Raw genomic sequence first — 13,663 nt, 5'->3', positions numbered from 1 at the left:
ACGCCCGGGCGCGTGGCGCTCAGGCGGTCGGGCGCTGTTCGAAGCCGTCGGTGGCTTCCACCTCGGCGGCGCTGATGTCGATGCGGGTGACCTCGGCCTTGGGCGGCCCCTGGTACGCCCAGTCGATGAAGGCTTCGATCGCGGCGAGTTCGCCGATGACCAGTGCCTCGACACGGCCGTCATGACGGTTGCGCACCCAGCCGCGCAGGCCCAGACGTGTCGCTTCGGTCTGCGCGCTGGCGCGGTACCACACGCCCTGCACCCGGCCATGGATGTCGAGCCGGCGGCTGCTGATCTCGGTTGGCTGAAGCCTGGATTGTTCAGGCATAGGCGATCTCCGGGTCCTTGCCGCTCAGGTGCTGGGCGCGCATCAGCGCGGCGGTGAGGTTTTCGGCGACGTTCTGGTCACCGAGCTGGTCGAGGAAACCCGAACGGAAGACGAGCGAACCGGGCTGCGAGTTCAATCCGCACAGTACCAGGTAGGCGCCGCGCTTGCCGAGGTTGCGGTGCAGGGTCTGCAGGATGTCGAGGCCTGTGGTGTCGATGCTGATGACCTTGTCCATGTCGAGGATGACCACATCCGGGTGGCCATGCTGCATCAGCAGCAGGTTTTCGAGCTTGTTGGCCGCGCCGAAGAACAGGCTGCCGAACATCTTGTAGGCGAGGATGCGCGGCGTGCCGTCCGCGCGCGAGACCGCGCCGGCGCCATAGTAGTCCTCGAGCGGCACGCGCTCGATGCGGGTGAGGTCGGACATGCGGTAGATGAAGAACAGGCTTGCCAGCACCATGCCGATCTCGACCGCCAGGGTGAGATCGAACAATACCGTGGTGAAGAAGGTGCCGAGCAGGATGGTGCGGTACTGCAGCGTGTAGCGCGCCAGCTCCCTGGGGGCGAAGGCGTGCCACTCGCCCATGTTGATGGCGACGATGACGACGATGGCCGACAGCGTCGCGAGCGGAATGTGGCTCGCCAGCGGCGCCAGCACGAGCACGATCGCCAGCAGCACAGCGGCGTGGATCATGCCGGCGACCGGGGTACGACCGCCGCTGCGGATGTTGGTGGCGGTACGCGCGATGGCGCCGGTGGCGGCGAAGCCGCCGAACAGCGGGGCGGCGACGTTGGCCACGCCCTGGGCCATCAGCTCCTGGTTGGGGTCGTGGCGGTCGTCGATCTGGCTGTCGGCGACGCGGGCCGACAGCAGGGACTCGATTGCGCCGAGCAGCGCAATGGTCAGTGCGGGCGTGATCAGCTTGCCCAGCGTGCCCAGGCTCAGCTCGGGCAGGCCGAAGGCCGGGATCTCCTGCGGGATGCCGCCGAAGCGGCTGCCGATGGTGTCGACCGGCAGGGCGAACAGGGCATTCACCGCCGTCATGATGATCAGCACTGCCAGCGGGCCGGGCAGGCGGCGCATCCAGGCCGTGCGTGCCGCCTGCCGGTTCCAGCCCACCAGGATGGCGAGCGACACCGTGGCGACGGCGACGGTGGCGGCCTCGATGCTCGGCAGCGCCGCCCACAGCGCTTCCATCTTGGCGAAGAACTCGCCCGGCAGGTTATCGACCTTGAGCCCGAGGAAGTCCTTGATCTGCGAGATGAAGATCACCACCGCGATGCCGTTGGTGAAGCCGATCACCACCGACAGCGGGATGAAACGGATCATGCTGCCCAGGCGCAGCGCGCCCATGGCGAACAGGAGCACGCCCGACATCATGGTGGCGATGAGCAGGTTCTGCACGCCATGGTCGACGACGATGGCGTAGAGGGTGGGGATGAAGGCGCCGGTGGGGCCGCCGATCTGCACCCTCGAGCCGCCGAGCAGCGAGATCAGGAAGCCGGCGACGATGGCCGTCCAGATGCCGGCGGTGGGCGACATGCCACTGGCGATGGCGAAGGCCATCGCCAGTGGCAGGGCGAGCACGCCGACGGTGATGCCGGCGGAGATGTCCCCTGCAGTGCTGGCGCGGTCGTAGCCCTGCAGGGTGTCGAGGAGCTTGGGGCGGAACTGGATCTTCATGCTGTCTCCGTTGCAAATCTGGACGAGGCTTGCAAGGCCGCCCGCCTGGGCGGCGCTAGGGAGACAGCCGCCCTCGACCCGCATGGTGCAGCACCATCCAGCGTTTCGAGGGCGTGAGCGGCATGAGGGCGGAGCCTTACTTGACCTTCATGCCGGGCAGGGCGCCGGCGTCGGGTGACAGGATGAAGAGGCCGGGCGTGTTGCCCTCGGCATCCGAGGCGGCCAGCACCATGCCCTCGCTCATGCCGAACTTCATCTTGCGCGGCGCCAGGTTGGCGATCATCACCGTCATGCGCCCGATCAGCGTGGCCGGATCGTAGGCCGACTTGATGCCGGCAAAGACCTGGCGCGGCTTCGGCTGGCCGGCCTCGTCGGTCTCGCCGATGTCGAGCGAGAGGCGGATCAGCTTGTCCGCACCCTCGACGTGCTCGGCGTTGACGATCTTCGCGATGCGCAGGTCGACCTTGGTGAAGTCGTCGATCGAGATGTGGGCCGAGGGCGTCTCGGCCGCCTGTGCGGCGTGCTGCTGCTTCTCGGCGTGGCGCTGCTGCGAGGAGGCGGTCTTGGCCACCGCGGCGTCCTTGACCGGCGCGGCGGCGACAGGCGCGAGCGACTCGCGATTGGCTTCGAGGAGCGCATCGATCTGCTTGCGCTCGACGCGGGTCATCAGGTGGCTGTAGGCCTGGATGGCGTGGCCGGCGGGCAACGGCGCCCACTCGCCACGCCAGTCCATCGCCGCGATGGCGAGGAAGGTCTCGACCTGCGCGGCGAGCGCCGGCAGCACCGGCTTGAGGTAGCGGGTGAGGTCGCGGAACATGGTCAGCGCGGTGCTGCATACCGCGTGCAGGCGGGCTTCCTGGCCCTCCTGCCTGGCCAGCTCCCAGGGCTTGTGGTCATTCACGTACTGGTTGGCGAGATCGGCCAGGCGCATGATCTCGCGCAGCGCGCGGCTGTAGTCGCGCTCGTCGTAGGCGGCGGCGATGCGGCCATCGGCCCAGGCGGCGGCGAAGTCGGCACAGGCGGCGGCATCGACCTCGCCCAGCCTGCCGTCGAAACGCTTGCCGATGAAGCCGGCACAGCGGCTGGCGATGTTCACGAACTTGCCGACGAGGTCGGCGTTGACCTTGGCGATCATGTCGTCGAGGTTGAGGTCGACGTCTTCCATGGTGCCGTTCGACTTGCCGGCGAAGTAGTAGCGCAGCCACTCGGGGTTGAGCTTCTGGCTGATGTAGGAGTGCGCGGTGATGAAGGTGCCGCGGCTCTTGCTCATCTTGGCGCCATCGACGGTGAGGAAGCCGTTGACGCACAACTGGCTGGGCGTGGCGTAGCCGGCGAACTTGAGCATCGCGGGCCAGAACAGGGCGTGGAAATAGAGGATGTCCTTGCCGATGAAGTGCACCATCTCGGTGCCGGCCGCGGCGGCGCGGGCAGCGTCGGTGTAGTCCTCGAGGGGAATCGTCTCGCCCGCGGCGGCGCGCTTGGCGGCTAGGTTGCGAAAGCTGGCGAGGTAGCCGATCGGCGCGTCCAGCCAGACGTAGAAGTACTTGCCCGGCGCGCCGGGAATCTCGAAGCCGAAGTAGGGCGCGTCGCGCGAGATGTCCCAGTCGGAGAGCGTGTTCTCGCCTTCCTCGCCGAGCCATTCCTTCATCTTGTTGGCGGCCTCCATCTGCAGGCGGCGCTCGCCGGCAGCGTTGGTGCCGCGGGTCCACTCGCGCAGGAAGGCCACCGCGCGCTCGTCGGAGAGGCGGAAGAAGTAGTGCTCGGAGGTCTTCAGCACCGGCTTGGCGCCGGACACCGCCGAGTAGGGATTCTTGAGCTCGGTGGGGGCATAGGCCGCGCCGCAGGCCTCGCAGTTGTCGCCGTACTGGTCAGGGGCGCCGCACTTGGGGCACTCGCCCTTGATGAAGCGGTCGGGCAGGAACATCTCCTTGACCGGGTCGTAGTACTGCTCGATCGAGCGCGTGTCGATGAGGCCGCCGGCCTTGAGCTTGCCGTAGATGTCCTCGGCGTAGAACCGATTCTCGCTGCTGTGCGTGGAGTGGTAGTTGTCGAAGGCGACGCCGAAGGCGGTGAAGTCGCGCAGGTGCTCGCCGTGCACGCGCTCGATGAGTTGCTCGGGGGTGAGGCCTTCCTTCTCGGCGCGCAGCATGACCGGCGTGCCGTGGGTGTCGTCCGCACACACGTAATGCACCGAATGGCCGCGCATGCGCTGGTAGCGCACCCAGATGTCGGCCTGGATGTAGCCCACCAGGTGGCCGAGGTGGATGTCGCCGTTGGCGTAGGGCAGAGCGTTGGTGACGAGGAGCTTGCGGGGCATGGTCGGTTGGCGCGGATCAAAGAGCGCGAGTTTAGCAAACGCCGGCCTCGACGTACGGCGGACGGCGCCCGTGCGTGGGCGATGTCTGGCGCGCGCGGTCTCGGATCGCGAACCCGGCCGCGGGTCAGGGCATGTTGCGTAGCAGCAGTTCGACCCGGCGATTGCGTGCTCGACCCTCCTCGGTGGCGTTGCTGGTGAGCGGGTCGGCCTCGCCCCGGCCGTCGGCGCTCAGGCGCTCGAGAGCGATGCCGCGCTGGCGCAGATGCTCGACGACGGCCTCGGCGCGGGCGATCGACAGCCGCAGATTGACCATTTCGCTGCCCTGGCTGTCGGTGTGGCCGATCACCTGAACCGCGGCACCTGGCCTGTCCGCGAGGATGGGCGCGATGGCGTCGAGCGCGCGCGCGAGCGAGGGCCGGATCTCGGTGCTGGCAGAGGGGAAACCGTCGGCGACCGGGATCTGCAGGTTGATGCCTTGGTGCTCGACCGGGCTGATCTCGATGCCGGGCAGCGTGGCGGCGACGGCCACCAGGTCTGCGCGCAGCGCCGCCCAGTCGGGCGCCGGGCTGGTCGTGCGCACCAGGGCGTGGCGATGGATCGGGTCGTCCACTGCGCTGCCCGGGGCGGGACCAGGGGTGGCGCAGGCGGCGAGCAGGAGTGCGGCGAGGCTGGCGAACAGGCGGGAGGTGACTTGGAACGGGTTCATGAATGGTTGGCTGGTCGGAAAGGAGGCTGGGGCCGGTGTCGATGGCCTTGCCTGCCGGGGAAACCCTGTTCGCGGCGCGGGTGAGTCAAACGCCGCGCTCCGGTATGATTCTGCGACTTTCGCCCGGCAGCGGGTTTAGCGATTATCGAGGAAAACGCGATGAGTCTTGATCAGGAAACCGTAACCGAAGCGCTCCGACAGGTCATCGACCCGAACACGGGCAAGGACTTCGTCAGCGGTCGCTGCATCCGCAACCTGGTCGTGGAAGGCGGCAGCGTGCGCTTCGACGTCGAGCTCGGTTATCCGGCCAGGAGCCAGCACGAGCCGATCCGCGCACTGCTCACCGCAGCGCTGGGCAAGCTGCCCGGCGTGACGGCGGTCGAGGCGCGCGTCAGCAGCAAGGTAGTGGCGCATGCGGTGCAGCAGGGCGTGAAGCTGTTGCCGGGCGTGCGCAACATCATCGCCGTGGCATCGGGCAAGGGTGGCGTCGGCAAGAGCACGACCGCGGTCAACCTGGCGCTGGCGCTGGCGGCGGAAGGCGCGCGCGTGGGCATCCTGGACGCCGACATCTACGGCCCGTCGCAGCCGCAGATGCTGGGCATCGGTGACCAGCGCCCGATGTCGGACGACGGCAAGACCATGATTCCGCTCGAGGCCTATGGCCTGCAGGCGATGTCGATCGGCTTCCTGATCGAGCAGGATACGCCGATGGTGTGGCGTGGCCCGATGGCGACGCAGGCGCTCAACCAGATGCTGAAGGACACCGCCTGGCACGACCTCGACTACCTCGTCATCGACATGCCGCCGGGCACCGGCGACATCCAGCTCACGCTGTCGCAGAGCGTGCCGGTGACCGGCGCGGTCATCGTCACCACGCCACAGGACATCGCCCTGCTCGATGCGCGCAAGGGCCTGAAGATGTTCGAGAAGGTGGGCGTGCCCATCCTCGGCGTGGTCGAGAACATGAGCATCCACATCTGTTCGAAGTGCGGCCACGAGGAGCACATCTTCGGCCATGGCGGTGGCGAGAGGATGTGCGCCGAGTACGGCATCCCCTTCCTGGGCGCGCTGCCGCTCGACATCCAGATCCGCTCCGAGGCCGACAGCGGCGCGCCGACCGTGGTCGCCGACCCCGATGGCCGCATCGCCGCGCTGTACAAGGAGATCGCGCGCAAGGTGGCGGTGCGTATCGCCGAGAAGTCGAAGGACATGACGCACAAGTTTCCCAACATCGTCATCAAGAGCACCTGAGCACGACAGGAGCCGTTCGCGGACGGCGTGGGCTGGGTCCAGGTTGTTGCATTGCAGCACGCCTCGATTGCGGCGCTCTTTCGCCCGCGCGGCGCTTGGCCTAAACTCACGCCTCTTTGAACTGGCCCCCGGGCCGCACTGGAAGCGCGCCGATGTCCATCAAGTCCGACAAGTGGATCCGCCGCATGGCCCAAGAGGCCGGCATGATCGAGCCTTTCGCGCCGGAACTGGTGCGCAGCAACGACAGCGGCCGCATCGTCTCCTACGGCACCTCGAGCTACGGCTACGACGTACGCGTGGCGAACGAATTCAAGATCTTCACCAACATCAACTCGACGATCGTCGACCCGAAGGATTTCGACGCGCGCAACTTCGTCGACTTCACCGGCGACGTCTGCATCATCCCGCCCAATTCCTTCGCCCTGGCGCGCACGGTAGAGTACTTTCGCATCCCGCGCAGCGTGCTGACGGTGTGCCTGGGCAAGAGCACCTACGCGCGCTGCGGCATCATCGTCAACGTCACGCCGCTCGAGCCCGAGTGGGAGGGGCATGTGACGCTCGAGTTCTCCAACACCACACCCTTGCCGGCCAAGATCTACGCCAATGAGGGCGTGGCGCAGATGCTGTTCTTCGAGTCCGACGAGGTGTGCGAGACGTCCTACAGGGACCGGGGCGGCAAGTACCTCGGCCAGACCGGCGTCACCCTGCCCAAGATCTGATCGCCGGCGTGCGCCACCATTGCATCGACGGGGCCGCCTGACGGCCCCTTGTGCTTTTTCGAACCACTTTCGGTAACGCGCAGGCAACGCTCGACGAGTAAACTGCGTGCTTTGTCCGTCCCGCAAGGACCCCGCTGGAGACGACCAGGATGAGATTCCACTTCCCCATCATCATCATCGACGAGGACTTCCGCTCGGAGAACACCTCGGGCTTGGGGATCCGCGCGCTCGCCAAGGCGATCGAGGAGGAGGGCATCGAGGTGCTGGGGGTAACCAGCTACGGCGACCTCACCTCCTTCGCGCAACAGCAGAGCCGCGGCTCTGCCTTCATCCTGTCGATCGACGATGAAGAGTTTTCCTCACCCGAGGCGTCCGACAAGGCCATCGCAGGCCTGCGTGCCTTCGTCCAGGAGATTCGCCTGCGCAACGCGGACATCCCGATCTTCCTGCACGGCGAGACGCGCACCACACGTCACATCCCCAATGACGTGCTGCGCGAGATGCACGGCTTCATCCACATGTTCGAGGACACGCCGGAGTTCATCGCGCGCTACGTCGTGCGCGAGGCGAAGAACTATCTCGATTCGCTGGCACCGCCTTTCTTCCGCGCCCTGGTGCACTATGCCGCCGACAGTTCGTATTCGTGGCACTGCCCCGGGCACTCGGGTGGCGTCGCCTTCCTGAAGAGTCCGGTGGGGCAGATGTTCCACCAGTTCTTCGGCGAGAACATGCTGCGCGCGGATGTGTGCAATGCGGTCGACGAACTCGGCCAGCTGCTCGATCACACCGGCCCGGTGGCGGCCTCTGAGCGCAACGCGGCGCGCATCTTCAACTGCGACCATCTTTACTTCGTCACCAACGGCACCTCGACCTCGAACAAGATGGTGTGGCACACCACGGTCGCGCCCGGCGACATCGTCGTCGTCGACCGCAACTGCCACAAGTCCATCCTCCACTCGATCATCATGACCGGGGCGGTGCCGGTGTTCCTGACGCCGACGCGCAATCACTACGGCATCATCGGCCCGATCCCGCTCGAGGAGTTCGCGATCGAGAACATCCAGAAGAAGATCGACGCCAACCCCTTCGCGCGCGAGGCCAAGAGCAAGAAGCCGCGCATCCTGACCATCACCCAGTCGACCTACGACGGCGTGGTGTACAACGTCGAGACGATCAAGGACATGCTCGACGGCGAGATCGACACCCTGCACTTCGACGAGGCCTGGCTGCCGCATGCGGCCTTCCACGACTTCTATGGCGATTACCACGCGATCGGCGAGGACCGTCCGCGTTGTCGTGAGTCGATGGTGTTCTCGACCCAGTCCACCCACAAGCTGCTGGCCGGCCTCAGCCAGGCGTCGCAGATCCTGGTGCACGACTCGCAGACGCGCAAGCTCGACCGCGACATCTTCAACGAGGCCTACCTGATGCACACCTCGACCTCGCCGCAGTACGCGATCATCGCGTCCTGCGACGTGGCGGCGGCGATGATGGAGGCGCCGGGCGGCACCGCGCTGGTCAACGAATCGCTGTCGGAAGCGGTCGAGTTCCGCCGCGCGATGCGCAAGGTCGATGCTGAATTCGGCGACGACGACTGGTGGTTCAAGGTGTGGGGGCCGGAGTTCCTGGCCGAAGAGGGTATCGGCAGTCGCGAGGACTGGACGCTGAAGGCGGGCGAGCGCTGGCACGGCTTCGGCGATCTGGCCGAGGGCTTCAACATCCTCGACCCGATCAAGGCCACGATCATCACCCCGGGCCTGAACATGGACGGCGACTTTGCCGAGCACACCGGCATTCCGGCGGCGATCGTCACCAAGTACCTGGCCGAGCACGGCATCATCGTCGAGAAGACCGGCCTCTACTCCTTCTTCATCATGTTCACCATCGGCATCACCAAGGGCCGCTGGAACACCATGGTGACCGAGTTGCAGCAGTTCAAGGACGACTACGACCGCAACCAGCCGCTATGGCGCGTGATGCCCGAGTTCATCGCCAAGCACCCGCGCTACGAGCGCGTGGGTCTGAAGGATCTGTGCAACCAGATCCACAGCTTCTACAAGTCGCACGACATCGCCCGCCTGACCACCGAGATGTACCTGTCGGACATGGTGCCGGCGATGAAGCCGGCCGATGCCTTCTCCAAGATGGCCCACCGCGAGATCGAGCGTGTGGCACTGGACGAGCTCGAAGGGCGCGTCACGGCGATGCTGGTCACGCCCTACCCGCCGGGCATCCCGCTGCTGATCCCGGGCGAGCGCTTCAATGCCACGATCGTGCGCTACCTGAAGTTCGCGCGTGATTTCAACGCACGTTTCCCCGGCTTCGAGACTGACATCCACGGCCTGGTGAAGGGCGAGGACGGGCGTTACCACGTGGATTGCGTTGCCGACTGATCGCCTGCGCCGGGGCGGAAAAGCGAAGGGCCGCAAGTTTGCGGCCCTTCGTGCGTAAGGAGGCGCGTGCGGCGCCGCCCTTCAGCGGCGGCGGTATTCCACGAAGTCGTAGTCGTACTCGTTGTCGGCGTCCGCGGTGCGCACGTCGCGGCGCTCCTCGACGAAGTCCGAGCGGTCGAACATCGGGAAGTGCGCGTCGCCTTCGACGTCGGCCCAGACCTCGGTCAACACCAACCGCTCGGCCCGCGGAAACAGCGTCTTGTAGAGTTGCGCGCCACCGATCACGAACAGGCGCTCGGCGTCCGCAGCGGCGGCGATCGCGGCTTCGGGGTCGGTGAAGACTTCGGCGCCATCCGCCTTGAATGTGGTGTCGCGCGTGACCACCAGGTTGCGCCGCCCCGGCAGCGGGCGGCCGAGTGACTCCCAGGTATTGCGGCCCATCAGGATGGGGTGGCCCATGGTGAGCGCGCGAAAATGCTGAAGGTCGGCCTTCAGCCGCCAGGGCAGGCCATTGTCGCGGCCGATCACGCCATTGCGGGCCAGCGCAGCGACGATGACGATTTCAGGTGTCTTGTTCATACGGCAACGGCAGCCTTGATGTGAGGATGTGGGTCATAGCCCTCGAGGCTGAAATCCTCGAAGCTAAAGGCGAGGATGTCCTTCACCGCCGGATTCAGCTTCAAGCGCGGCAGGGCGCGCGGCGCGCGACCAAGCTGCTCGCGCGCCTGGTCGAGGTGGTTCAGGTAGAGGTGGCAGTCGCCCCCGGTCCAGATGAAATCGCCCACTTCGAAGTCGCACACCTGCGCAATCATGTGCGTGAGCAGCGCGTAGGAGGCGATGTTGAAAGGCACGCCAAGAAAGATGTCCGCGCTGCGCTGGTAAAGCTGGCAGGACAGCCGGCCGTTGGCGACATAGAGCTGAAACAGCGCGTGACAAGGGGGCAGGGCCATGCTGTCGACTTCGCCCGGGTTCCATGCGGACACGATGTGGCGGCGCGAGTCGGGGTTGCGCTTGAGGCCGTCGATCAGGCGGATGATCTGGTCGATGCTGCGACCGTCGGCGGTCTCCCAGCGTCGCCACTGCTTTCCATACACGGGGCCCAGCTCGCCGTTGGCATCGGCCCACTCGTCCCAGATCGATACCCCGTTCTCCTTGAGATATCGAATGTTCGTGTCGCCCTGCAGGAACCACAGCAGTTCGTGGATGATCGAGCGGGTGTGCAGCTTCTTGGTGGTCACCAGCGGAAAGCCGTCGCGCAGCGAAAAGCGCATCTGCCAGCCAAAAACCGACAGCGTGCCCGTTCCCGTGCGATCGGTCTTGGCGTCGCCGTGCTCAAGCACGTGACGCATCAGGTCGAGGTACTGTCGCATCGAAGCATCCTGAAAAAGTGCCGATTTTAACGTGCAAAGCGGTGCCTGCCGCGCACGATCGTGCGTGGTGGACGAGCGTGCGATGGAGCGTCATCGTGAGGCTCCGCATATGATCTGGACATTGTGCTAAGCTCGCGCGTCAACATGCTTGGTCCCTTGCTGGTGCCCGAGTGGGCGGCCGGAGGTGGCGACAGGCGTGACTCGGCGACCCTCGTGTGCGCCGCGGGTCCTGGAGAATCAGTGGTGGACAACAAAGGCACAGCGCTCGACTTTACCCCCGCCGGCGTGCTGGCGGGCGGGGGCAATGCCGTGGTCGGTCTGGAGGCTGCCACCGCGACGCTGCGCGCCCTGTACAAGCCCGGGAGCCCGAAGGCCGAAGCTGCGGGGCTCTACATCGCTTCGGCGTTTGACGATGCGCTGCGGGTTGCCATCGAGCGTTCCGCGCCTGTCGGCCCGGCCCAGCTTGCCGAGGATGCCGGCGCTCGGGATGCGACATGGTGGGTGCGCTGGCTTGCGGGGGTCCGTGATGCCTCCCTCGCCGTGTGTGATGCCTATTGGTGCGTGCCGTCGGCGAGCCGAAACACCGCAGGCAACGGCGTGGTCCGCTTGAGGTTGGCAACCAGCGTGGTTGAGGCCCTCAAGTGGTCGGCCTGTGATCGGTTCAGTCCGGACGGGTTGCTCTGGCACCGCCTTGGTGCGCTCTACGCGGACGACCGCGAGGCCCGCGCCGCCGCACTGGTGGCAGGGGATGTGCCCGGCGTCGCGCGTGAGTACGTGCGTGCGGTAGCCTATCACAGCGCGAACCTCGACCAGTTCGATCTCAGGACTGCGATCGTGCTGATTCACCTCATCGACCTTTGTCTGCCCTTCGTTTCCTTGAGTAGAACGCCCGCGCCACACCCGCAATATGTGGTGTGCCCCGAGTCCGGCCAGCCGCCGGTGCGGCAGTCTGGCGGGCGCGATGCGGCGGCGCTCTACTTCGTGCCGTGGTCTGCGGACGAACTGCTCGCCGATTTCGAGGCCCAGCTCTTGGTCGGCAAGGTCCCGGCGGTGCTTGGCAAGCTGCCTGCCGACACAGTGCTCGCGGCGATCAGATATCTTCGCCGGCAATGGTCGACCCGGCCGCCGCTGCGCCTGCGGCGTCGCTACCCGCAGGACGCCGGTCTGGAGGTTGCGCGCGGCCTTGAGCAGTGCAGGGGCATCCTTGGGGGATCGCGGCCGGCCGTTGTTCGCGCCTGGAAGGCCCGCGACTTCAGCCGCAACGGCCTTTATGTACTCGCCTCCAGCGATCCGAGCGGCGCCTGGCCGGATATCGGAGAACTGCTTGGTGTGCACTTCACCGATGGCGACGGCTGGCAACTCGCCGTCGTTCAGCGGTTGCGCATGTGGCCCGATTGCGCTGGCCTGGGGCTGGAACTGCTCGCGCGCAAACCGATGCTGGTGACGGTGGATGACGGGCAGCGCGCCATCGATGCGGTGCTCTGTGATGCGCCGCAGCAGGGAGAGGCCGTGCGCCTCATCCTGCCGCCTGGAGCCCTCGGCGCGGATGACACGGTATTCATGAAGGCGGATGGCGCTGTTTACAAGCTGCATTTTCTCGAAGCCAAGCGAGTCGAGTCCGATTACCAGCTGTCTGCCTTCCAGGTCCTGTGAGCCACCCAGCCGTGGCTTCGCGCTTGCTTCATTCCAGATTATCCGCGCATAGATTTTTCGATTCTTCCTGGGTGTTGACGTTGTTTGTTGGGGGTCTATAATGCGCACCTCTTCAGCGCTGCAGCGGTTTCTTCGGAAGGCGATTCGGTGGTGGAGAGGGGGGGCGAGGCGGGTGTTTGTGGGCACTTTGTTCGGCGGTTGAGTCGGGCGGCGGTAAAAAAAGATGCTTCGGATGCTTGACAGTGATTTTGAAGTTGATCATAATCTCGTTTCTCTGCTGCAGCGACTGCAGCGCTCTTTAAAAAATTGAACAACCGATAAGTGTGGGTGCTTGGTGGTTGTGGTCGAAAGTGACTTCGGTTGCTTTGGTTTCGCAATGATTAGGTGCTCATGCTGATTAAAGTCAGTATTTTGAGTACTTTGCTGGATTGAACTTAAGAGTTTGATCCTGGCTCAGATTGAACGCTGGCGGCATGCTTTACACATGCAAGTCGAACGGCAGCGGGGGCTTCGGCCTGCCGGCGAGTGGCGAACGGGTGAGTAATGCATCGGAACGTGCCCATGTTGTGGGGGATAACTACGCGAAAGCGTAGCTAATACCGCATACGCCCTGAGGGGGAAAGCGGGGGATTCTTCGGAACCTCGCGCAATTGGAGCGGCCGATGTCAGATTAGCTAGTTGGTGAGGTAAAGGCTCACCAAGGCGACGATCTGTAGCGGGTCTGAGAGGATGATCCGCCACACTGGGACTGAGACACGGCCCAGACTCCTACGGGAGGCAGCAGTGGGGAATTTTGGACAATGGGCGCAAGCCTGATCCAGCCATGCCGCGTGAGTGAAGAAGGCCTTCGGGTTGTAAAGCTCTTTCGGCCGGGAAGAAATCGGCGACTCTAACATAGTCGCTGGATGACGGTACCGGACTAAGAAGCACCGGCTAACTACGTGCCAGCAGCCGCGGTAATACGTAGGGTGCGAGCGTTAATCGGAATTACTGGGCGTAAAGCGTGCGCAGGCGGTTTTGTAAGACAGAGGTGAAATCCCCGGGCTTAACCTGGGAACTGCCTTTGTGACTGCATCGCTGGAGTGCGGCAGAGGGGGATGGAATTCCTCGTGTAGCAGTGAAATGCGTAGATATGCGGAGGAACACCGATGGCGAAGGCAATCCCCTGGGCCTGTACTGACGCTCATGCACGAAAGCGTGGGGAGCAAACAGGATTAGATACCCTGGTAGTCCACGCCCTAA

Annotated in this window: 10 protein-coding genes and 1 rRNA gene; 5 read left to right on the top strand and 6 right to left on the bottom strand. The window is 65.2% G+C overall.

All coding sequences use genetic code 11. The features are described from left to right. Positions 1–19: 19 nt before the first annotated feature. From PLC66_RS12020 to PLC66_RS12005, 4 genes are all read right to left on the bottom strand, one after another. The gene (locus PLC66_RS12020) at positions 20–328 is read right to left on the bottom strand and encodes an acylphosphatase (protein ID WP_324540679.1); all 309 of its coding nucleotides are present in this window, start codon (positions 326–328) and stop codon (positions 20–22) included. Then, on the bottom strand, positions 321–2,012 hold the full coding sequence (locus PLC66_RS12015; RefSeq protein WP_324540677.1) for a SulP family inorganic anion transporter: 1,692 nt from the start codon (positions 2,010–2,012) through the stop codon (positions 321–323). Before PLC66_RS12015 ends, PLC66_RS12020 begins: the two co-directional genes overlap by 8 nt. Before the next feature lie 136 nt (positions 2,013–2,148). Next, the gene (gene metG / locus PLC66_RS12010) at positions 2,149–4,329 is read right to left on the bottom strand and encodes a methionine--tRNA ligase (protein WP_324540675.1); all 2,181 of its coding nucleotides are present in this window, start codon (positions 4,327–4,329) and stop codon (positions 2,149–2,151) included. Between the two features lie 124 nt (positions 4,330–4,453). Beyond that, positions 4,454–5,035, bottom strand: a complete 582-nt coding sequence (locus PLC66_RS12005) for an OmpA family protein (protein ID WP_324540673.1) — start codon at positions 5,033–5,035, stop codon at positions 4,454–4,456. A gap of 159 nt (positions 5,036–5,194) precedes the next feature. Here PLC66_RS12005 and apbC point away from each other — a divergent pair, with 159 nt between their 5' ends. From apbC to PLC66_RS11990, 3 genes are all read left to right on the top strand, one after another. Continuing rightward, entirely contained in the window at positions 5,195–6,286 is a 1,092-nt protein-coding gene (gene apbC, locus PLC66_RS12000) for an iron-sulfur cluster carrier protein ApbC (protein WP_324540671.1), read from the top strand. A 152-nt stretch (positions 6,287–6,438) separates the two neighbouring features. Next, the gene (gene dcd, locus PLC66_RS11995; protein ID WP_324540670.1) at positions 6,439–7,005 is read left to right on the top strand and encodes a dCTP deaminase; all 567 of its coding nucleotides are present in this window, start codon (positions 6,439–6,441) and stop codon (positions 7,003–7,005) included. Between the two features lie 149 nt (positions 7,006–7,154). Continuing rightward, positions 7,155–9,398 (top strand): Orn/Lys/Arg family decarboxylase, encoded by a 2,244-nt coding sequence (locus PLC66_RS11990; protein WP_324540668.1) that lies wholly within the window; start codon positions 7,155–7,157, stop codon positions 9,396–9,398. Between the two features lie 81 nt (positions 9,399–9,479). Here the strand turns inward: PLC66_RS11990 and PLC66_RS11985 are convergent, their stop codons facing one another. Then, positions 9,480–9,977, bottom strand: coding sequence for a dihydrofolate reductase (locus PLC66_RS11985; RefSeq protein ID WP_324540665.1), 498 nt, complete (start codon positions 9,975–9,977; stop codon positions 9,480–9,482). Next, entirely contained in the window at positions 9,974–10,768 is a 795-nt protein-coding gene (locus PLC66_RS11980; RefSeq protein ID WP_324540663.1) for a thymidylate synthase, read from the bottom strand. The genes PLC66_RS11985 and PLC66_RS11980 overlap by 4 nt, the downstream gene beginning before the upstream one ends. 243 nt (positions 10,769–11,011) lie before the next feature. On the opposite strand from PLC66_RS11980, the gene PLC66_RS11975 reads away from it, so the two are divergent. Together PLC66_RS11975 and PLC66_RS11970 are read left to right on the top strand one after the other, a co-directional pair. Next, complete coding sequence (locus tag PLC66_RS11975; protein WP_324540662.1) at positions 11,012–12,421, top strand: hypothetical protein; 1,410 nt, start codon at positions 11,012–11,014, stop codon at positions 12,419–12,421. Positions 12,422–12,851: 430 nt separating this feature from the next. Continuing rightward, positions 12,852–13,663: ribosomal RNA gene (locus PLC66_RS11970) — 16S ribosomal RNA — on the top strand; the annotation flags it as partial.

It is taken from the genome of Thauera sp. (assembly GCF_035444905.1).
GTDB lineage: Bacteria > Pseudomonadota > Gammaproteobacteria > Burkholderiales > Rhodocyclaceae > Thauera.
This window is presented reverse-complemented; position numbering and strand designations above follow the sequence as displayed.

Excerpts from the sequence above, each read along its gene's own strand:
- PLC66_RS12020 (WP_324540679.1), bottom strand. The coding sequence starts at position 328 with ATGCCTGAACAATCCAGGCTTCAGCCAACCGAGATCAGCAGCCGCCGG.
- PLC66_RS12015 (WP_324540677.1), bottom strand. The coding sequence starts at position 2,012 with ATGAAGATCCAGTTCCGCCCCAAGCTCCTCGACACCCTGCAGGGCTAC.
- metG (WP_324540675.1), bottom strand. The coding sequence starts at position 4,329 with ATGCCCCGCAAGCTCCTCGTCACCAACGCTCTGCCCTACGCCAACGGC.
- PLC66_RS12005 (WP_324540673.1), bottom strand. The coding sequence starts at position 5,035 with ATGAACCCGTTCCAAGTCACCTCCCGCCTGTTCGCCAGCCTCGCCGCA.
- apbC (WP_324540671.1), top strand. The coding sequence starts at position 5,195 with ATGAGTCTTGATCAGGAAACCGTAACCGAAGCGCTCCGACAGGTCATC.
- dcd (WP_324540670.1), top strand. The coding sequence starts at position 6,439 with ATGTCCATCAAGTCCGACAAGTGGATCCGCCGCATGGCCCAAGAGGCC.
- PLC66_RS11990 (WP_324540668.1), top strand. The coding sequence starts at position 7,155 with ATGAGATTCCACTTCCCCATCATCATCATCGACGAGGACTTCCGCTCG.
- PLC66_RS11985 (WP_324540665.1), bottom strand. The coding sequence starts at position 9,977 with ATGAACAAGACACCTGAAATCGTCATCGTCGCTGCGCTGGCCCGCAAT.
- PLC66_RS11980 (WP_324540663.1), bottom strand. The coding sequence starts at position 10,768 with ATGCGACAGTACCTCGACCTGATGCGTCACGTGCTTGAGCACGGCGAC.